General features: G+C 65.4%; 20 protein-coding genes and 1 tRNA gene. 4 read left to right on the top strand and 17 right to left on the bottom strand.

Translation table 11 applies throughout. From position 1 onward, the window contains the following. The first annotated feature begins 3 nt into the window (after positions 1-3). Positions 4-79 (top strand) — tRNA-Thr (locus tag KIH07_RS11850). Positions 80-146: 67 nt separating this feature from the next. Here KIH07_RS11850 and KIH07_RS11845 read toward each other — a convergent pair. The 10 genes from KIH07_RS11845 to KIH07_RS11800 form a co-directional block, all read right to left on the bottom strand. Beyond that, positions 147-377, bottom strand: coding sequence for a hypothetical protein (locus KIH07_RS11845; protein WP_226492161.1), 231 nt, complete (start codon positions 375-377; stop codon positions 147-149). A gap of 80 nt (positions 378-457) precedes the next feature. Further along, positions 458-2,182, bottom strand: a complete 1,725-nt coding sequence (gene soxB / locus KIH07_RS11840; RefSeq protein WP_226492160.1) for a thiosulfohydrolase SoxB — start codon at positions 2,180-2,182, stop codon at positions 458-460. A gap of 135 nt (positions 2,183-2,317) precedes the next feature. Then, complete coding sequence (gene soxX, locus KIH07_RS11835; protein ID WP_226492159.1) at positions 2,318-2,974, bottom strand: sulfur oxidation c-type cytochrome SoxX; 657 nt, start codon at positions 2,972-2,974, stop codon at positions 2,318-2,320. Positions 2,975-2,989: 15 nt separating this feature from the next. Next, positions 2,990-3,799, bottom strand: coding sequence for a sulfur oxidation c-type cytochrome SoxA (soxA, locus tag KIH07_RS11830; protein WP_226492158.1), 810 nt, complete (start codon positions 3,797-3,799; stop codon positions 2,990-2,992). 136 nt (positions 3,800-3,935) lie between these two features. Then, on the bottom strand, positions 3,936-4,247 hold the full coding sequence (soxZ, locus tag KIH07_RS11825; RefSeq protein WP_226492157.1) for a thiosulfate oxidation carrier complex protein SoxZ: 312 nt from the start codon (positions 4,245-4,247) through the stop codon (positions 3,936-3,938). Positions 4,248-4,308: 61 nt separating this feature from the next. Continuing rightward, a complete protein-coding gene (gene soxY / locus KIH07_RS11820; RefSeq protein ID WP_226492156.1) occupies positions 4,309-4,764 on the bottom strand; it encodes a thiosulfate oxidation carrier protein SoxY in 456 nt (151 codons plus the stop codon). 32 nt (positions 4,765-4,796) lie between these two features. Continuing rightward, positions 4,797-5,135, bottom strand: coding sequence for a c-type cytochrome (locus tag KIH07_RS11815; protein WP_413465738.1), 339 nt, complete (start codon positions 5,133-5,135; stop codon positions 4,797-4,799). A gap of 106 nt (positions 5,136-5,241) precedes the next feature. Next, positions 5,242-6,231, bottom strand: a complete 990-nt coding sequence (locus KIH07_RS11810) for a c-type cytochrome (RefSeq protein ID WP_226492155.1) — start codon at positions 6,229-6,231, stop codon at positions 5,242-5,244. A gap of 177 nt (positions 6,232-6,408) precedes the next feature. Further along, positions 6,409-7,752, bottom strand: coding sequence for a sulfite dehydrogenase (gene soxC, locus KIH07_RS11805; protein ID WP_226492154.1), 1,344 nt, complete (start codon positions 7,750-7,752; stop codon positions 6,409-6,411). Beyond that, positions 7,745-8,158: an ArsR/SmtB family transcription factor gene (locus KIH07_RS11800; protein ID WP_226492153.1), complete on the bottom strand. Its 414-nt coding sequence runs from the start codon at positions 8,156-8,158 to the stop codon at positions 7,745-7,747. Before KIH07_RS11800 ends, soxC begins: the two co-directional genes overlap by 8 nt. Before the next feature lie 426 nt (positions 8,159-8,584). On the opposite strand from KIH07_RS11800, the gene KIH07_RS11795 reads away from it, so the two are divergent. From KIH07_RS11795 to KIH07_RS11785, 3 genes are read left to right on the top strand one after another with little or no spacing between them, the layout of a single operon-like run. Further along, positions 8,585-8,887, top strand: coding sequence for a c-type cytochrome (locus tag KIH07_RS11795; RefSeq protein ID WP_226492152.1), 303 nt, complete (start codon positions 8,585-8,587; stop codon positions 8,885-8,887). Positions 8,888-8,899: 12 nt separating this feature from the next. Then, positions 8,900-10,180, top strand: coding sequence for an NAD(P)/FAD-dependent oxidoreductase (locus KIH07_RS11790; protein ID WP_226492151.1), 1,281 nt, complete (start codon positions 8,900-8,902; stop codon positions 10,178-10,180). Further along, positions 10,177-10,779, top strand: coding sequence for a c-type cytochrome (locus KIH07_RS11785; protein ID WP_226492150.1), 603 nt, complete (start codon positions 10,177-10,179; stop codon positions 10,777-10,779). Before KIH07_RS11790 ends, KIH07_RS11785 begins: the two co-directional genes overlap by 4 nt. Positions 10,780-10,906: 127 nt before the next feature. Here the strand turns inward: KIH07_RS11785 and fba are convergent, their stop codons facing one another. From fba to KIH07_RS11750, 7 genes are all read right to left on the bottom strand, one after another. Further along, positions 10,907-11,974 (bottom strand): class II fructose-bisphosphate aldolase, encoded by a 1,068-nt coding sequence (fba, locus tag KIH07_RS11780; protein WP_226492149.1) that lies wholly within the window; start codon positions 11,972-11,974, stop codon positions 10,907-10,909. 28 nt (positions 11,975-12,002) lie between these two features. Continuing rightward, on the bottom strand, positions 12,003-13,199 hold the full coding sequence (locus KIH07_RS11775; protein ID WP_226492148.1) for a phosphoglycerate kinase: 1,197 nt from the start codon (positions 13,197-13,199) through the stop codon (positions 12,003-12,005). Between the two features lie 10 nt (positions 13,200-13,209). After that, positions 13,210-14,220, bottom strand: coding sequence for a type I glyceraldehyde-3-phosphate dehydrogenase (gap, locus tag KIH07_RS11770; protein WP_226492147.1), 1,011 nt, complete (start codon positions 14,218-14,220; stop codon positions 13,210-13,212). A 38-nt stretch (positions 14,221-14,258) separates the two neighbouring features. Further along, positions 14,259-14,963, bottom strand: a complete 705-nt coding sequence (locus tag KIH07_RS11765; RefSeq protein ID WP_226492146.1) for a phosphoglycolate phosphatase — start codon at positions 14,961-14,963, stop codon at positions 14,259-14,261. A 38-nt stretch (positions 14,964-15,001) separates the two neighbouring features. Continuing rightward, positions 15,002-17,080 (bottom strand): transketolase, encoded by a 2,079-nt coding sequence (tkt, locus tag KIH07_RS11760; protein ID WP_226492145.1) that lies wholly within the window; start codon positions 17,078-17,080, stop codon positions 15,002-15,004. Positions 17,081-17,260: 180 nt separating this feature from the next. Further along, a complete protein-coding gene (locus tag KIH07_RS11755) occupies positions 17,261-18,145 on the bottom strand; it encodes a phosphoribulokinase (RefSeq protein WP_226492144.1) in 885 nt (294 codons plus the stop codon). Positions 18,146-18,278: 133 nt separating this feature from the next. Then, complete coding sequence (locus KIH07_RS11750; RefSeq protein ID WP_226492143.1) at positions 18,279-19,376, bottom strand: class 1 fructose-bisphosphatase; 1,098 nt, start codon at positions 19,374-19,376, stop codon at positions 18,279-18,281. Position 19,377 lies beyond the last annotated feature (1 nt).

The raw sequence follows: 19,377 nt of genomic DNA, 5'->3' as shown, positions 1-19,377 counted from the left end.
CAAGCCGGTGTAGCTCAGTCGGTAGAGCAGCTCATTCGTAATGAGAAGGTCGGGTGTTCGATTCATCTCTCCGGCACCAACAAGTAAAAGCCCCTTCACAGCCATGCTGTGAAGGGGCTTTTTGCTGGTGGTCTCGGTTCAGCGGTTCAGCTGTCGTTGGCCAGCAGCCGGAAGCCTTTGCCGCGCATGCAGTGCGCCACCATGAGCTCTTGTTCGGACTTGGGGATCTTGCTCAGGCCCACCTGAAAGCGGCAGTCGGACAACTGGGTGTAGGTGTCGTCGGCGCTCACATTGGGCTTTTGCCAGGTGGGTGGCTTGGAAGAGGCGCATCCCGCGAGCACCAGCGCCGCGATCAGCATCCCTGCGGTCTTGATCATCGAAAAATCCTTGGGTAAAAAAACAGGCGGACGCAGCATAACAAACGCCGCCCCGCCTGTTCCCCTCAGGGGCATGGCGCTCAGGCCACCATGCCCGGGTTGCCTTCCATGCCGATGAGCTGCGGGGTGTTGATCTTCACGTCCTTGATGACCTTCTTGTCGCGCAGGTAGCCCGAGACCAGATCCCAGATCGGTTCGCCCTGCACGCCCTCTTGCACCGAGGCCCAGCCCGCCACCTTGTACTTCTTGTCGGCGTCGATGGGTTTGCCTTTGAGGGTCATGTTGTTGATGCGCTGGCCAACCGCGGCCTTGGGCGCCAGGCTGTAGCTCAGACCGCCCACGCGCACCATATCGCCGCCCTGCTGGTAGTAGGGGTCGGGGTTGAAGATGTTGTCCGCGATGTCTTCGAGGATGCCCTTGATCTGTTCGCCGGTGAACTCGTTGAGCGTGGTGGCCGGGTAGGTGAGCGCCATCTGGTCCATCATGCGTTCGTAGGTGATCACATCGCCGGGCAGCAGCGAGGTGCCCCAGCGCACGCCGGGCGAGAACGACATGTCGGCGCCCTTGCCTTCGATCAGTGCGTCGCAGATCACCTGGTCCCACGAGCCGTTGAAATTGCCGCGGCGGTACAGCAGGTCCTCGGTCACGGCGAGCTTCTCTTCGAGCTTGTCCTTGAACGGCGCGCGCACCTTGTCGATGTAGGCCTGCATGGCCTTGTCGGCCGGCAGCAGGTTGGAGAACACGGGCAGCAGCTTGTAGCGGAAGTCCTGCACCTTGCCGCCGCGCACGTCGAAGTCGAGCACGCCCAGGTACTTGCTGTTGGAGCCTGCGTTGGTCACCAGGGTCTGGCCGCCGGCGTTTTTCACGATCACCGGTGCGGGCATGCCGTCGTGGGTGTGGCCGCCCAGCACGGCGTCGATGCCGCGCACGCGTGAGGCCATCTTGATGTCCACGTCCATGCCGTTGTGCGACAGCACGACCACCACCTGCGCGCCCTTGGCGCGGGCTTCGTCCACCGTCTTCTGCATGTTCTCGTCCTGGATGCCGAAGGACCAGTCGGGCACCATGTAGCGCGGGTTGGCGATCGGGGTGTAGGGGAAGGCCTGGCCGATCACGGCCACCTTCACGCCGTTCATCTCGCGCATGGAATACGGCGAGAACACGAGGTCGCCGAAGTCGGTGGTCTTGACGTTCTGCGCCAGGAATTCGATGTGGCCCTTGAAGTCCTTTTCCACGATCTCCTGCACGCGCTTGGCGCCGAAGGTGAATTCCCAGTGCGGGGTCATCATGTTCACGCCCAGCAGCTTGCAGGCGTCCACCATGTCCTGCCCGTTGGTCCACAGCGAGGTGGCCGAACCCTGCCAGGTGTCGCCGCCGTCGAGCAGCAGCGCGTGCGGGCGGCTGGCCTTGAGCTGTTTGACCAGCGTGCTCAGGTGCGCGAAGCCCCCCACCTTGCCGTAGGTCTTGGCGGCCTGCGAGAAGTTGAGGTAGGTGAAGGCGTGCGCCGCCGCGGTGTTGGGCTTGAAGCCGAAGTGCTTGAGCAGCTGTTCGCCCACGATGTGGGGCGGGCGGCCCACCGCGTCGGCCACGCCGAGGTTGACGTTGGGCTCGCGGAAATAGATCGGCTGCAGCTGGGCGTGGCAGTCGGTGAAGTGCAGGAAGCTGACGTTGCCAAACTTGGGCACGTCGTACAGGCGCTCGCCCGCGCCGGGCGTGGCGGCCAACACATCTTTCTGGCTGAGCGCCATGCCGGTGGCGCCGGCCACGGCCAGCACCTGCATGAATTCACGGCGGCTGAAGCTCATAAACATTCCTTGAAAAATGGATCACCCCCGCCGCGCTGCGCGCGCCCCCTCAAGGGGGCGGCATCCGCGGCCCGGCAAAGCCGGCCCCGCGATGCCCTGGGTTGCCAGGCACCGTGTGCGGTGGGGTGAAGGGGGTTATTGGTTGACCGGAGACTTCGGGTCGAGCAAAAGCGCCATGACGTGCTGGATCTGCTTTTCGTTCAGGATCCCCATGTGGCCCGCGCGTGGCATCTGCGAACAGGCGTTGTAGGCACGCGAGTTCCACAGCTTGCCCCAGGTGTATTCCACGATGGCTTTGCCCGCCGGGCTGTTCAGGTCGGTCGCGCCGCGCAGCTTGCCGTAGTTGTAGAGGCTGGGGCCCAGGTTGCCGAAGGAGATTTCTTCCTTGCTGATCTGGTGGCAGTTGTAGCAGTTGCCGCCGTTGGCGTCGCCGGCCTTGTCGCTCCAGGTCAGGCCACGCCCACTCTGGGCAATCTTCTCGCCCTCTTTCCAGTCACCGAGGAATTGGCCGTCGCTGGGCATCTTCACGGTTTTCAGGTTGGCGGCTTCGATCGCCTTGGCGGTCGTCTCGTCCAACGGCTTGCCGGCCACGTCGGCGGCGCTGCACAGGCGGTTGGCTTCGTCCTGCTGCAGGCGGTCCACCTTGGCGATGCCGCGGTCCTGGAACGAGTTCTTCATCACCTCGGCCGCGGCCTTGTCGTAATCGGCCCCGGAAGGCGACGACGTGCAGCCGGCCAGCGCCACCAGCGCAGCGGCCACGGGAATCAGGGCGTATTTCATGTTTGTGTTCATGTCGGTGTCTCCAGATCAGCGCTTGATGGCCGGCACGATGGACTCGGCGCTCTTGGCGTTGACGCCCATGTACACGCCCAGCGCGATGGTGGCATCGCTGCCGAACTTGGGCTCGGGGAAACGTTGCTGGCGGTAGCAGTCGTTCAGGCGCAGCTGCATGCCCCACATCTGCGAGTTGGACACGCGGTAGGCGGGCCAGGCCGCAAAGCCGATGCCGTCCCCCGGGTTCTTGGTCAGGTTGGGCAGGTCCTGGAGGCGGATGCGCCCGCCGTCGGTGCCGTGACACGACGCACACGAAAAGTCGTGCGGGCCGCCACGCGCGAAGAACAGGCGCTTGCCCACCTCGTACATGGTCTTTTCCTGCTCGTGGGTTTGCGACAGGTTGAAGCGCATCCCCTTGGAGGCTGTCGCCACGTAGGTGGCGAGCGCCGTCACGTTGGCCATTTCGCCCTTGCCGAACGGCGTCTTCATGATCTCGGCGGCGTTGAAGCCCTGCAGGGTTTCCATGCAGGTGATCAGGCGCGTTTCCAGGTCCTGCACGCGGCCGGTGTCCTTGAAGTATTTCGGCAGTTCCACGAAGGCGCCCGCGACGACCCCGGGGCCCTTGCCCAGATCGCACTGTTCGAGCGAGGCGTTTTTCGGCCCCCGTTTTTTCTTCCAGAGCTCCTCGCCCTTCATTTCGAAAAGTTCGGCGGGGTTGCCGTCCTGCAGCATCTCGCGGTACTTGGCAATGCCGTCGAGCGTGGCGTTGCCCTGGGCATGCACGGCGCTGGCGGCGATCAGACCACCCAGCGCCAAAGCGGCGCCGCAAGCAGTGAGTTTCATGGGTATCTCCTTCGTTTTATCTGGCGCGGAGCAGAGGACCGCAAACCGGGGTCACCGCGGAACCGGCTCCGCCGGGCCGCAGGTGACGCCCCCTTGAGGGGGTCGCGCGCAGCGCGGCGGGGGTGGCTCAGCCGATTCAGGCAATCGCCGCTTCGTCGGTGCGGGACTCGCCTTTGCTGTCGGTCCACTTCACCACGATCTTGTCGCCCTTGGCGCCGCCCTTGAACTTGAAGGACAGGAACGGGTTCTGCGACACCGAGCCGCTGAACATGGCCTTGAGCACGGTCTTGCCGTTGCTGGTGGCTTCCACGTCGCGGATGAAGTGGGCGGGGATGAGGGCGCCGGCCGCGTCTTTGCGGGTGCCGGGTTCCATGGGGTGGGACATGAGCACGCGAACGGTGGTGACGTCACCAGCGAGGGCGGCACGGATGCGCATCGGGTCTGCCATGATGGACTCCTATCAATTCAAAAAGTGGTTGGTGGGGTTGCGGGGTGTGGGTTCGGGGCGGTCAGCCGCCGCATCCACCCAGCGTCACCTTGGTTTCCTTGGAAGCCGAGAACAGCTTGCCGTCGGCCTTGACGACCGCGATCACGTTGGTGCTCTGGCCCATCTTCAGACGGGTCTGCACGTCGGCTTCGGTGCCGGCGGGAATGAAGAACGCACACGACAGGGGCGTGGGGTTCTTCTCGACGATCAGGTACATCTCGGTCGTGTTGGGCAGCTTGCTGGTTGCGCCCACGGGCACCACGGCGCCGTTCTCGGCGATGTCGGGCGAGACCACGCTGACCTGGTCGCTGGTGGCGGGGGTACCGCCGATGGCCTTGAGCGCGTCGTCCAGGGTCTTGACCTGGAAGCTGGCCTGCTCCACGGCGGCCTGGGCCTGGCTCTGGGTGACGATGCCCAGGGACACCAGGGTGGCGAACGCGCCGGTGGTCTTGATGGCGGTGCGGCGGGAATTGTTCATGTCGAACTCCTGATAAGAAATGGTGGGTGGGTTTATTTGTCGGGCGCGCCAGCCAGAACCCAGGCGGCCAGCAGTTTAAGTTCGTCGTCTTTCAGCGCGGCCTGTGGGGGCATGGGCACCGGGCCGTAGAGACCGGAGCCGCCCGACTTGATGCGCGCGGCCACTTTGTCCAGCGCGTCGGGCTGGCCCTTGTGCTTGGCCGCCACGTCCTTGTAGGCCGGACCCACGATCTTCTTGTCGGCCGCATGGCAGGCCAGGCAGGCGCTTTTGGACGCCAGCGCCTTGGCCGCCGCCGCATCCACCGCGAAGACACCCGCTGTGGTCAGCAGGGCCGCGGCGGCCAGGACGGTCTGTTTGAAATCCATCTTCATAGCTTAGGGTCTCCTTGGGTTGAAACTAATGGGGTTTACGAGTAGATGCGAATATATTTGAGTACAACCATGACGAATGCAATGCGCCGTGTTCCAGCGGTGGGGCTCAGCGGGCACCGGCCGCGATCCACTGCGCGATGGACCTTGCGTCGGCATCATTGAGTTGGTCTTGCGGTGGCATGGGCACGCTGCCCCACACCCCCGAGCCACCGGCCTTGATCTTGCCGGCCAGATAGGCTTCGAGGTCGGCCCGGTCCTTGTGTTTGGCGGCGATCTCGTTGAAGCCCGGCCCCACGATCTTGTTCTTCACGCCGTGGCAGGCGGTGCAGGCGTTGGTCGCCAGCAGACCTTTGACGTCGCCCCCGGCCGAGGGCGCGGCGGCGGCCACCACCACCGCCTTGGGCACCGGGGCCGAACCCACCGGGCCCTGGGGTGCGGGCCGGGTCGTGTCGGCGCCGCGCACCGGGCCGATGATGCGGTTCTGCTCGGCGATGTTGCCGTGCGCATCGCGTGCGAACGTGGGCAACGAGGAGTGGACCACCGGATCGACGGCACAGTTCTTCATGCAGGCCACGTTCTTCACGTCGCCCTTGCCGTTGGCCTTCCACAGCGGTTCGTAGAACGCCATGCCGTTGCGGTTGGGCATGCGTTTCTGCACCTCGGCGATGTTCTTGTCGCTCAGCGTGAAGTCGGTGGGCACCACCTCGGCCAGGCTCAGCAGGTAGGCCAGCACGCCATAGACCTCATCGGTCTTGAGCGTCTTGGGCGCGTTCCAGGGCATGGCGCGGTTGATGTAGTCGAACAGCGTGGAGACGGTCGCCACCTTCATGAGGGTCGTCTTCTGGGGCACGATGCTCTTGCCCTCTTCCAGCCCCTTGACGCGACCGGTCTTGATGTCTTCCTTCGTGGTGCCGCCGATGAGGGGCGTGAACACCTCGTTGGACTCACCGAAAGTGCCATGGCAAGAAGCGCATTTGCCCTCCCACACCGTCTCGCCCAGCGAGACACTGCCCGCGCCCGCCGGCAGACCCTTGAAGTCGGGGCGCACATCAATGTCCCAGGCCTTGACCTCAGCCGGCGTCGCATCGCGACCCATGTTGGACCAAGGTTTGTCTTGGGCGAAGGAAGAAGCAGCAGCAAGTCCCAAGGCGAGCGCAGCGACGCCGCGAGACAAGCCCAGAAAGCCGTCGAACCGGCTTTGCCGGGCGACAGGCTTTGCCCCCTTGAGGGGGGATGCGTTTACACGAAGTGAAAAAGCGACGGGGGTGTTCATTTAATAAACCTGCACGTTGGAGACTTCACCGTTTTCGGACACCAGCCAGCTCTGGATGGCGTTCTGGTGGTAGACGGAGCGCGTGCCGCGCACGGCACGCAGCTGGTTGATCTTGGGCTGCACGTAGCCCGTGCTGTCGATGGCACGGCTCTGCAGAATGGCGGGCTTGCCGTCCCACACCCAGTCGATGTTGAAACGCGTGAGCGCCTTGGGCAGCACCGGGCCTTCGATGCGCGCGGTGCGCCAGTTGCGGCCCCCGTCCACGCTCACGTCCACCCGTTTGATGGTGCCGCGGCCCGACCAGGCCAGGCCGGTCACGTTGTAGTAGCCCTTGTCCAGCAGGGTCTGGCTACCCGAGGGCGTGGTGATCACGCTCTTGGTTTCCTGGATGCCGGTGTACTGGCGGTGCGTGCCGTCGGGCATGTGGTCGATGTAGTGCACCGCCTCGTCCTTGGCCGCGTACTTCTGGTCGCCCACTTCGATGCGGCGCAGGTACTTGACCCAGCTCACGCCCTGCACGCCCGGCACCACCAGGCGCAGCGGGTAGCCGTTTTCGGGGCGCAGCATTTCGCCGTTCATGGCCCAGGCCACGATGCAGTCGTCCATGGCGCGTTCGATGTCGATCGTGCGGGTCATCGAGGAACCGTCGGCGCCTTCGGCCAGCACGTACTTCGCTGCCTTCTTGTCGTAGCCGCACATTTCCAGCAGGGTGGACAGCAGCACACCGGTGAACTCGGAGCAGCTCACCATGCCGTGCGTGTACTGCACCGTGGGCACGGCCACGTTGCCCCACTCGGTGGCCGAGTTGGCGCCGCATTCGATGAAGTGGATGCGCGAGACGCTGGGCAGGCGCATCAGGTCATCCATGGTGAAGACGCGCTGGCGCTTCACGAGGCCGTTGACCATCAGGCGGTGCTTGCTGGGGTCGATGTCCCACCAGCCCTGGTGGTGGCGCTCGAAATGCAGACCGCTGGGCGTGATGATGCCGAACAGGCCCTGCAGCGGCGTGAAGCTCACCGAGGCCTGGTTCACCCGGGTCAGGCCCGGGCTCTGGCGGCGCTGCAGGTTGGCTTCCCACTTGCTGGGCTTGCCGTAGCCATCGGTCACCACCGACTGGCCCAGGCCCGTGCTGTGCTCGGGCAGTTTCAGGATGGCTTCTTCGCCAACGGCTGCCATGGCGCGGGTGGCTGCACCCGCCGAGGCGGCCACGCCGGCGCCCATGGCCAGCGCGGTGCCCATGAAGCGGCGGCGGGCCTTGCGGGCCTGTTCCAGCTTCTCGGGACTCAAAAAATGCTCCGGCGCGGGCAGGACGCGCCCAATGACGTCGCTCAGGTCTTTAGACACTTGCTTTTTCCTTCTGGTTGGCGGGGGGAGTTCGTCGGGAAGTGGCCGGCGCCTGCGCGGCCGGGCCGGGGGATGTGTCGTCGGCGAAATGGCGCAGTCCGTCGCCCGATTTCGCTGCGTTTTCAAGTCGGCCCAGGACCTGCATCGACACCGTGCGGCACAGTTCGATGTACATCGGGTCGGCCACCTTGTAGAAGATCTGGGTCCCTTCGCGGCGGCGCGAAAGCATGCCGGCCTGGTACATCAAACCCAGGTGCCTCGACACATTGGCCTGCGCCAGACCGGTCACCCGGATGATCTCGTTGACGCACTTTTCCTCCTGGCACAGTGCGTGCAGGATGCGCAGGCGCGTGGGCTCGCCCAGCACGCTGAAGTAGCGCGCCACGGACTCAAAAACCTCGTGCATGTCATCCACCGATGTGTCTCCGGACTGGGTTTGATTTCTATCAATTAACTATATGATTGATTGCCTATATACAGATTAGTGTAAACCCGAATTCCTCCACTTTTCTGACGGACGGCGCCCCCATCGCACCCCTCCTCGCGCCCGCCACGCCCCGCGCAGCCCCATATGGCCGCTTCAAACTCCGTGGTGGCGCCCTCGAACTGGCCCCCGGTCTTCAACACGGGGGGGGGGGGGCCGACCCATGGCCAGCCGAAAGCCGGAAAACGCAACCAAAAGCGCTAGGGTTTTCACGGTTCAGACGGGCCGGCGGGCGATGCTAGCATCAAGCATCTAAATATGCGTAAACACTGATAAATAAGGTTCCGCATGGGGCCCTGCTACAGTTTTTGGATGCTGCTCGGTTCAACCCAACCCCAGGAGGTGAAGATGGTCAAGACGATGAAATGGCTGGCTGCGGGCGCGTTGTGCGCCGCTGCCGTGGGGGCGCAAGCCCAGGTCGATCAGGTCAGGGTCTGGGCCTCGGCCTGCGCCAACTGCCATGGCACCGATGGCCGGGCCCTGCAGGGCAACGAGCCCCTGGCCGGCAAGGACAAGGACGAACTGGTCCAGAAGCTGATGGACTTCAAGACCGGCCGCAAGCCCGCCACGCTCATGCACCAGATCTCCAAGGGCTACTCCGACGAGCAGCTCCAGCAGATCGCCGCCTACTTCGCCGCCCAGAAGAAATAAGGAGAACCGGTCATGCAACGTCGTCAATTTGTACAAACGCTCGGCGCGGGTTCCGCCATCGCCGGTCTGGGTTTCATGAGCGGCTGCGCCACCCCCGGTGGCAGCGGCGCCAAGGTGGTGGTGGTCGGTGGCGGCTACGGCGGCGCCACCGCCGCCAAGTACGTGCGCCTCTTCTCCGACCACGGCGTGCAGGTCACCCTGGTCGAGCCCAATGCGGCCTTCGTCTCCTGCCCCGTTTCCAACCTGGTGATCCAGGGCAGCAAGACCCTCGCCGACATCACCACGCCCTACGACAACCTCGCCAAGCGCCACGGCGTGAAGATCGTGCGCGATCGGGTCGCCAGCATCGACCCCGACAAACGCATGGTCAAGCTCGCAGGTGGCGGCGAACTGCCCTACGACCGCCTGATCCTCTCGCCCGGCATCGACTTCATGTGGGACAGCCTGCCCGGCATGGCCAAGCCCGGCGCGCAGGACAAGGTGCTGCACGCCTGGAAGGCCGGCGCCCAGACGGTGGCGCTGCGCCAGCAGCTCGAAGCCATGCCCGACGGCGGCGTGTACGCGCTGTCGATCCCGCTGGCGCCCTACCGCTGCCCGCCCGGCCCCTACGAGCGCGCCTGCATGGTGGCCAACTACTTCAAGAAGGCCAAGCCCAGGAGCAAGGTGGTGATCTTCGACGCCAACGACGACATCCAGTCGAAGAAGGGCCTGTTCATGAAGGCCTGGAAGGAACACTACGACGGCATGATCGACTACCGGCCCAAGCACAAGGTGGTGGACGTGGACGCCGCCACCAACACCCTGAAGTTCGAGTTCGCCGACGACTTCAAGGCCGCCGTGGCCAACGTGGTGCCCAACATGCGCGCGGGCGAGATCGCCGTGAAAACCGGCCTGGCCACGGCCAACGCCCGCTGGTGCGAGGTGGACTTCCTGACCTTTGAATCCAAGGCCCACAAGAACATCCACGTGCTGGGCGACGCGATCCAGATCGCCCCGGGCATGCCCAAGTCGGGCCACATGGCCAACCAGCACGGCAAGACCTGTGCGGCTGCGGTGGTGTCCCTGCTGGCGGGCAAGGCGCCGCCTTCGCTGCCGATCTACGCCAACACCTGCTACAGCTTCGTGACCGACGAAGACGTGGTGCACGTGGCCAGCGTGCACCGCTACGACGCCGAGAAGAAAACGATGCTCACGGTGCCGGGTTCGGGCGGCGTGTCGGTGGCGGCCAGCGAACTCGAAGGCCGCTACGCCCATGCGTGGGCGCGCAACATCTGGGCGGATACCCTGGCATGAAGCAGAAGCTCCGCGCCGCGGTGCTCTGGTCGATCTTGCTCGTCGCCTCGTCGGCCTTCGCCCAGGCCGACGAGGCCCGCGCGAAGAAGATCGCCGGGGGCTCCTGCTTCCTGTGCCACGGAGCGCAGGGCGAGTCCACCAGCGAGATCTTTCCGCGTCTGGCCGGGCAGCATGCCGAGTACATCACCAAGCAGCTCACCGCCTTCAAGAACGGCCAGCGCAAGAGCACGGCCATGTCTGAGATGGTGGCCAAACTCACGCCCGACGAGATGGTCGCCCTGGGCAAGTACTACGAGAAGATGAGCATTCCGCGCGAAGATCCGAAGGACCCGCAGCTCGCGGCCGTCGGCCGCTACATCTTCTACAACGGCAACAAGTTCAGCGGCGTGCCGGCCTGCGTGAGCTGCCACGGCGCCAACGCCGAAGGCGCGGCCAACCTGCCCCGCCTCGCAACCCAGTTCTCGGGCTACATCCACACCCAGCTGAAATCGTTCAACAAACGCGAGCGCACCAACGACAACGCGGTGATGCACGTGGTGGCGGAGAAGATGACGGAGCTGGAGATGGCGGCGGTGGCGGAGTACGTCAGCGGTAAGTAGGGATCCCCCCGCGCCGCGCTTTCAGCGCGTCACCCCCCAGGGGCAACGCCTGCGGACTGGTAGAACCAGATCCGCGGCGTTCTGGAAAGGGGCACCTCGCGCCGGCTGCCCCTGATTCACTTGTGGGTCAGGCCAGCTTGGCGGCCAGTTCGCCCTTGTCGTAGCGCTTCTGCATGGTCTCCAGGCTGTGCACCTGGGTGATCCGGCTCGCCATGCCGGCGGAGCCGAACGCCTCGTAGCGCGCGGCGCAGATCGCCTGCATCGCCTTGGTCGCTTCCTTGTAGAACTTGCGCGGGTCAAAGTTCTTGCGATCTTCGGCCAGGTGCTTGCGGATCGCGCCGGTGCTGGCCATGCGCAGGTCGGTGTCGATGTTCACCTTGCGCACGCCGTTGCGGATGCCTTCGACGATCTCGTCCACCGGCACGCCGTAGGTCACACCCATGTCGCCGCCGTACTGGTTGATGATGGCCAGCCAGTCTTCCGGCACGCTGCTGGAACCATGCATCACCAGGTGCACGTTGGGGATGCGCTGGTGGATCTCTTTCACGCGGTCGATGCGCAGCACCTTGCCGCTGGGTTTGCTGCTGAACTTGTAGGCGCCGTGGCTGGTGCCGATGGCGATGGCCAGCGCGTCCACCTGGGTCTTGCTCACGAAGTCGGCGGCCTCGTCCGGGTCGGTCAGCAGCATCGAATGGTCCATCTCGCCTTCGGCGCCGTGGCCGTCTTCTTCGCCGGCCTTGCCGGTTTCCAGCGAACCCAGGCAGCCCAGCTCCCCTTCAACCGAGACGCCGCAGGCGTGGGCCAGGTCCACCACCTGCTTGGTGGTGTTGACGTTGTACGCGTAGCTCGACGGCGTCTTGCCGTCGGCCAGCAGGCTGCCGTCCATCATCACCGAGCTGAAGCCCGACTGGATGGAGCGAAAGCAGATGGCGGGCGCGGCGCCGTGGTCCTGGTGCATGCAGACGGGGATGTGCGGATACATCTCGATCGCGGCGGAAATCAGGTGGCGCAGGAAGGGCTCGCCCGCGTAGGAGCGTGCACCGGCCGAGCCTTGCAGGATGACGGGGCTGTTCACCTGGTCGGCCGCCTGCATGATGGCCTGCACCTGCTCCATGTTGTTGACGTTGAAGGCCGGCAGGCCGTAGTGGTGCTCGGCTGCGTGGTCGAGCAGTTGGCGAAGGGAAATCAGGGCCATGAAGTTGTCTCCGTTGGATTGAAAAAGATCAGTGTTCGGCTCTTCTTGCCAGCACCTCGAACGCCGGCAAGGTCTTGCCCTCCAGCACTTCCAGGAAGGCCCCACCCCCGGTGGAGATGTAGCCCACGTCCTTCTCGATGCCGTACTTGGCGATCGCGGCCAGGGTGTCGCCACCGCCCGCGATGCTGAAGGCGCTGGATTCGGCAATCGCCTGCGCGATGGTCTTGGTGCCGTTCTCGAAGGCGGCGAACTCGAACACGCCCACCGGGCCGTTCCAGACGATGGTGCCGGCCTGCTTGAGCTGTTCGGCCAGCAACTGCGCGGTCTGCGGGCCGATGTCCAGGATCAGGTCGTCGTCGGCCACGTCGGTGGCGGCTTTCACGGTGGCCACGGCGTCGGGGCTGAAGCTCTTGGCACAGACCACGTCGGTCGGGATCGGCACGGCCGCGCCGCGTGCTTTCATGGCGTTGATCACGGCGGTGGCTTCGCCCAGCAGGTCGGGTTCGGCCAGGCTCTTGCCGATCTTCAGGCCGGCGGCGAGCATGAAGGTGTTGGCGATGCCGCCACCGACGATCAGGCCGTCCACGTTCTTGGCCAGGGCCTGCAGGATGGTGAGTTTGGTCGAGACTTTGGAGCCGGCGACGATGGCGATCAGCGGGCGCTTCGGGTTGGCCAGGGCTTTGCTGATGGCGTCCATCTCGGCCGCCAGCAGCGGGCCGGCGCAGGCGATGGGGGCGGTCTCGGCGATGCCGTAGGTCGTGCCTTCGGCGCGGTGCGCGGTGCCGAAGGCGTCGTGCACGAAGATGTCGCAGAGTTTGCCGAGCTTGGCCGCGAGTTCGGGCTTGTTCTTTTTCTCGCCGACGTTGAGGCGGCAGTTCTCCAGCATCACGAGTTCACCGGGGGCGACGGAGAAGTCGCCATCGACCCAGTCGCTCACCACGCGGATGCTGCGGCCCATGAGTTCACCCATGCGCGCGGCCACGGGGGCCAGGGAGTCTTCGGGTTTGAACTCGCCTTCGGTGGGGCGGCCCAGGTGGCTGGTGACCATGACGGCGGCGCCGGCGTCCAGCGCCATCTGGATGGCGGGGATGCTGGCGCGGATGCGGGTGTCTTCGGTGATCTTGCCGTCGTCGTCCTGGGGCACGTTGAGGTCGGCGCGGATGAAGACGCGCTTGTCGCGTGCGAAGCCGCTCGCGCACACATCGCTGAATCGGAGGAATTTCATGGCCTTGCCCTCACGCCTGGTGGCGGCCGGCCACGACGCGCGCCATCTCCAGGCACTTGTTGGAGTAGCCCCACTCGTTGTCGTACCAGGCCACGACCTTGACGAAGGTGCTGTCCAGCGCGATGCCCGCGTCGGCGTCGAACACGCTGGTGCAGGTTTCGCCACGGAAGTCGGTCGCCACGACCTTGTCGGTGGTGTAACCCAGCACGCCCTTCAGGGCGCCTTCGCTCTGGGCCTTCATTTCGGCGCAGATCTCGGCGTAGCTGGCTTCGCTGTTGAGTTCCACGGTCAGGTCGACCACCGAGACGTCGGAGGTGGGCACGCGGAAGCTCATGCCGGTGAGCTTCTTGTTCAGCTCGGGGATCACCACGCCCACGGCCTTGGCCGCGCCCGTGCTGCTGGGGATGATGTTTTCCAGGATGCCGCGGCCACCGCGCCAGTCTTTGTTGGACGGGCCGTCCACGGTCTTCTGCGTGGCGGTGGCAGCGTGCACGGTGGTCATCAGGCCGCGCTTGATGCCCCACTTGTCGTTCAGCACCTTGGCCACGGGGGCCAGGCAGTTGGTGGTGCAGCTGGCGTTGCTGATGATGGCTTGGCCGGCGTAGGTGGTGTGGTTCACGCCGTAGACGAACATGGGGGTGTCGTCTTTGGAGGGGGCGGAGAGGATGACCTTCTTGGCACCGGCGTCCAGGTGTTTCTGGGCCGTGACCTTGTCGAGGAACAGGCCGGTGGATTCGATGACCACGTCGGCGCCGACGTCGGCCCACTTGAGGTTGGCCGGGTCACGCTCTTGCGTCAGGCGGATGGTCTTGCCATTGACGACGATGTTGCCGCCCTCGACCTTGACCGTGCCCTTGAAGCGGCCGTGCACGCTGTCGTACTGGAGCATGTAGGCCAGGTAGTCGGGTTCGAGCAGGTCGTTGATGGCAACGATCTCGATGTCCGGGAAGTTCTGGATCGCGCTGCGCAGCACGTTGCGACCGATGCGGCCGAAACCGTTGATACCGACTTTGATGGCCATGGTGTTTCTGTCTCCGAAGTGATGAAAAAGAATGGCGTTCAGGCGCTGGCCGCTGTGTCGCGGGCCGGCAGCCAGGTGGTCAACGCCGAAAAATCGGGGATCACGCGATCGGGCCCGCAGGCCTCGATGGGCTCACCCATGTTGTAGCCATAGGGCAGCACCCACACGGCAATGCCCGCGTTGCGCGCGGTGGCCACGTCGATGCTGGAGTCGCCCACGAACAGCGCGCGTTCGGGCGCCACGCCGAAACGCCGCAGGCAGTCGTGAATGCCGGCCGGGTCGGGTTTCTTCACCGGCAAGGTGTCGCCGCTGACCACACGGTCAAACAGCGGCGCGAGCTGGTGTGCATCCAGCACGGTCTGGGTGTAGCGGCCTTCCTTGTTGGTCACCACCGCAAGCTTCACCCCCGCGGCGCGCAGCGCCTGCAGCGTTTCGCGCACGTGGGGGTACAGGTGGCTGCGCGTGCCGCAACGCCGCTGGTAGTGCTGGCCGAACTCGGCTTCGATGGCCGGAAAGGCCTCGGCCTCGCGCACCTGCTGCGTGCTGGTGTTGAGCAGCTTGGCCAGCGCCTGGATCAGCAGCTCGCGCGTGCCGTGGCCGATCCAGTCGGTCACCTCTTGCTGCGATACCGCGGGGTGGCCCAGGGCGGTGAGCGTGTCGTTGACCGCATCGGCGATCTCGGGCGCGGTGCCGATCAGCGTGCCGTCCAGGTCGAACAGGATCAGGTCGTAGGGAAGGTTCATGGATGGGGACTCCGTTCGGGCCGAGCTTGTGAAAGCCTTCACACCACGCCGGCGGTGAGCCCTTCGACAGGCTCAGGGCCAACGGCTTTGTGGGTGAGCACACAGGCTTTCACCGCCTCGCACACGCGTGCGCTGGTGATGCCGAAGTGCGCGTACAGGTCCTTGGCCGGCGCCGACTCGCCGAACGTGGCGATGCCCACCACCACACCGGTACGCCCCACGTACTTGCGCCAGAAGTCCGGATGCGCAGCTTCGACCGCCACCGTGGGCAGCGCCAGCGGCAGCACCATGTCCTGGTAGGCGGCGGGCTGGCGGTCGAACACGTTGCTGCTGGGCATGGACACCACACGGGTGCTGATGCCCTCCAGCGCGAGCGCCACGTGCGCCTCCATGGCGAGCGAGGTTTCGGAACCCGTGGCCAGGATGACCGCCTGCGGGTGCTTGCCTTCGGCCAGGATGTAGCCGCCCTTGCGGATCTTCTCGACCATGCTGGCGTCGCTCAGGCGCGGCAGATTCTGGCGCGAGAGGCAGAGCGCGCTCGGGCCATCCCGGCGCTCGATGGCGCAGGCCCAGGCCACGGCGGTTTCCAGGCCATCGGCCGGGCGCCAGACATCCAGCCCCGGGATGATGCGCAGGCTGGGCACGTGCTCCACGCTCTGATGCGTTGGCCCGTCTTCGCCCAGGCCGATGGAGTCGTGCGTGAACACATGGATCACGCGCTGCTTCATCAGCGTGGCCATGCGGATGGCGTTGCGGCTGTAGTCGGAGAACGTGAGGAAGGTGCCGCCGTAGGGAATGAAACCACCGTGCAGGGCCACGCCGTTCATGATCGCGGCCATGCCGAACTCGCGCACGCCGTAGCTCAGGTGGTTGCCCCAGGCATCGCGCCCGGCCTTCACGCAACCCTTGAAGTTGGTGAGGTTGGAGCCGGTCAGGTCGGCGCTGCCGCCGAAGAACTCGGGCACCAGCGGCGCCAGCAGGTCCAGCGCGTTCTGGCTGGCCTTGCGTGTGGCGAAGGCGTCGGCCCTGGCGGCGATGGCCTCCAGCACCTCGGGCAGCTTCTGCGCGAAGTCGGGCAACAGGTCCCCGGCCATGCGGCGCTCGAACTCGGCCGCTTCCAGCGGGTACTGCGTGCGGTAGGCCTCGAAGCGCTGGCGCCAGGCGCGTTCGGCCTCGGCGCCGCGCTCCACGGCGTTCCAGGCCTGCGCGATCTCGGTGGGGATTTCGAACGGTGGCGCGGTCCAGCCCAGCTCGTCGCGCGTGGCCTGCACCTCGGCGGCGCCCAGTGCGGCGCCGTGCACGTCGTGCGTGCCGGCCTTGTTGGGCGAACCCATGCCGATCACGGTCTTGCAGCAGATCAGCGTGGGTTTGCCGTCGGCGCGGGCGCCCTGCTTTTTCGCTTCCACCAGCGCGGCCTCGATCGCGGCCGGGTTGTGGCCGTCCACGTTCGGTATCACGTGCCAGCCGTAGGCGTCGAAGCGCTTGGGCGTGTCGTCGGTGAACCAGCCTTCAACGTGACCGTCGATGGAGATGCCGTTGTCGTCGTAGAACGCCACCAGCTTGGACAGGCGCAGCGTGCCGGCCAGTGCACAGGCTTCGTGGCTGATGCCTTCCATCATGCAACCGTCGCCCAGGAAGGCGTAGGTGAAGTGGTCGACGATGGTGTGCGTGACGTCTTCGTCTTCGCGGTTGAACTCCTGGGCGAGCAACTTCTCGGCCAGCGCCATGCCCACCGCGTTGCTGATGCCCTGGCCCAGCGGGCCGGTGGTGGTTTCCACGCCGGGGGTGATGCCCACCTCGGGGTGGCCCGCAGTCCTGCTGTGCAGCTGGCGGAAATTCTTCAGCTCGCTCATCGGCAGGTCGTAGCCGGTCAGGTGCAGCAGCGCGTAGATCAGCATCGAGCCGTGGCCGTTGGACAGCACGAAGCGGTCGCGGTCGGGCCAGTGGGGGTTGCTCGGGTTGTGCTTGAGGTGGCGGTTCCACAGCACCTCTGCGATGTCGGCCATGCCCATGGGTGCGCCGGGGTGGCCGCTCTTGGCTTTTTCCACCGCGTCCACGGCGAGCATGCGGATGGCGTTGGCCATCTGGCGGGCGAGTTCGGGAGAGGGGTTGTTCATGGGTGACCTTTGGAGGTTCGGGTTTCTTACGGAGGTGTCTTCTGGCGGGCCCCCACCCCTGCCCTCCCCCAGCGGGGGAGGGAGCTATGCGGGGAAGCCATGGCATTCGGGCTTTCACTCCTTCCCCCTCTGGGGGAAGGCGGGGATGGGGGCCCGCGTGAAGCAGCGCCGATCAAAAGTTCAGGCCACTCCCATGGCCCGTTTTTTCCGCTCAACCATGCGCCAAATAAAGGGCGTGAAGATCAGCTGCATCGCCAACTCCATCTTCCCGCCCGGCACCACGATAGTGTTGGCGCGGCTCATCATGGAGCCGTTGATCATGCTCAGCAGGTACTGGAAATCGATGCCCTTGGGCTGGGCGAAACGGATCACCACCATGCTCTCGTCGGCGGTGGGCACGTCACGCGCCACGAAGGGGTTGCTGGTGTCCACGATGGGCACGCGCTGGAAGTTCACGTGCGTGTGTTGGAACTGCGGGGTGATGTAGTTCACGTAGTCGGGCATGCGGCGCAGGATGGTGTCGGTCACCGCATCGGCGCTGTAGCCGCGCATGTTCTTGTCGCGATAGAGCTTCTGGATCCATTCCAGGTTGATCACGGGCACCACGCCGACCAGCAGGTCCGGGTACTTCGCCACATTGTGTTCGGGCGTGACCACGGCGCCGTGCAGGCCTTCGTAGAACAGCATGTCGGTGTTGGCCGGCAGGTCTTCCCAGGCGGTGAAGGTGCCCGGGTCCTGTTTGTAAGGCGCGGCCTCTTCGGCGTTGTGCAGGTACTTGCGGCACTTGCCCTGGCCGGTTTCGCTGTAGGTGCGGAACAGGTTCTCGATGTCGCCAAACAGGTTGGCCTCGGCACCGAAGTGGCTGAAGTTGTTGTTGCCCGCCTTCTCCGCCTCGGCCGCCTTGACCTTCATTTCCTTGCGGTCGTAGCGGTGGAAGCTGTCGCCCTCGATGATGCCGGCCGTCACGTTCTCGCGACGGAAGATGTTCTGGAAGGTGCGGGTGACGGTGGACGTTCCGGCTCCCGATGAACCGGTGATCGCGATGATGGGATGGCGTTCAGACATTTGTATCTCCAAAAAACAAATCAATTCGACCGAAGAAGGTCCCACCGAGGGCACCGCGGAACCGGCTTTGCCGGGCCGCCAGTGCCGCCCCCTTGAGGGGTGACGCGCCCTTGGGCGCGGCGCGGGGTGGCCTCTAGGCCCGGAAAAGCGAGCGCTCGGCGAACAGCGGATTGCTGTCGTCCTTGTAGGCACCCGGCTCGCGGTGGTAGCGCTCGATGCGCTCCACTTCGTTTTTGCTACCGAACACCAGGCCGATGCGCTGGTGCAGCGCGGTCGGCTGCACGGACAACATGGGTTCGCGGCCGGTGCTGGCGCGACCGCCGGCCTGTTCGATGATCATGCCCACCGGGTTGGCTTCGTAGAGCAGGCGCAGGCGGCCGTTCTTGCTCGGGTCCTTGGTGTCGCGCGGGTACATGAAGACGCCACCGCGCATGAGGATGCGGTGCGCCTCGGCCACCATGCTGGCGATCCAGCGCATGTTGAAGTCCTTGCCGCGCGCGCCGGTCTTGCCGGCCAGGCACTCGTCCACGTAGCGCTTGACCGGTGCTTCCCAGAAGCGGCTGTTGGACGCGTTGATGGCGAACTCGTGCGTATCCTCAGGAATCTGCAGGTTCGGGTGCGTGAGCATGAACTGGCCGAGGTTCGGGTCCAGTGTGAAGCCGGCCACGCCGTTGCCCACCGTGAGCACCAGCATGGTGGTGGGGCCGTAGAGCGCGTAGCCGGCGGCGAGCTGCTGGGTGCCGGGCTGCAGGAAGTCGGCTTCGACCACGTCGCGCCCGCTGTCGATCACGTCCTGCGGCGCGCGCAGCACGCTGAAGATGCTGCCCACGGTCACGTTCACGTCGATGTTGCTGGAGCCGTCCAGCGGGTCGAACACCAGCATGTACTTGCCGCGCTGCATGGTGGCCGGGATCTGGTACGGGTGGTCCATCTCTTCGGACGCCATGCCCGCCAGGTGGCCGCCCCACTCCGTCATCTGCGTGAAGTACTCGTTGCTGATCACGTCGAGCTTCTTCTGCTCTTCGCCCTGCACGTTGACGCTGGTCGTGACCTCGGGCGCCGGCTGGCCGAGCACGCTGCCGAGCTCACCAAAGGCCACCGTGCGCGCGATCGCCTTGCAGGCCAGGGCGACGTCGAGCAGCAGCGCGTTGAAGTCGCCGCTGGCGCCGGGGAAGCGGCGGCGTTGTTCGATCAGGTATTGCGTGAGCGTGAAGCGGCGGCGCGTGGTCATG

This window comes from Hydrogenophaga taeniospiralis, from assembly GCF_020510445.1.
Lineage (GTDB): Bacteria > Pseudomonadota > Gammaproteobacteria > Burkholderiales > Burkholderiaceae_C > Hydrogenophaga.
The sequence above is the reverse complement of the archived record's forward strand: the minus strand, read 5'-3'. Positions and strand labels throughout refer to the sequence as shown.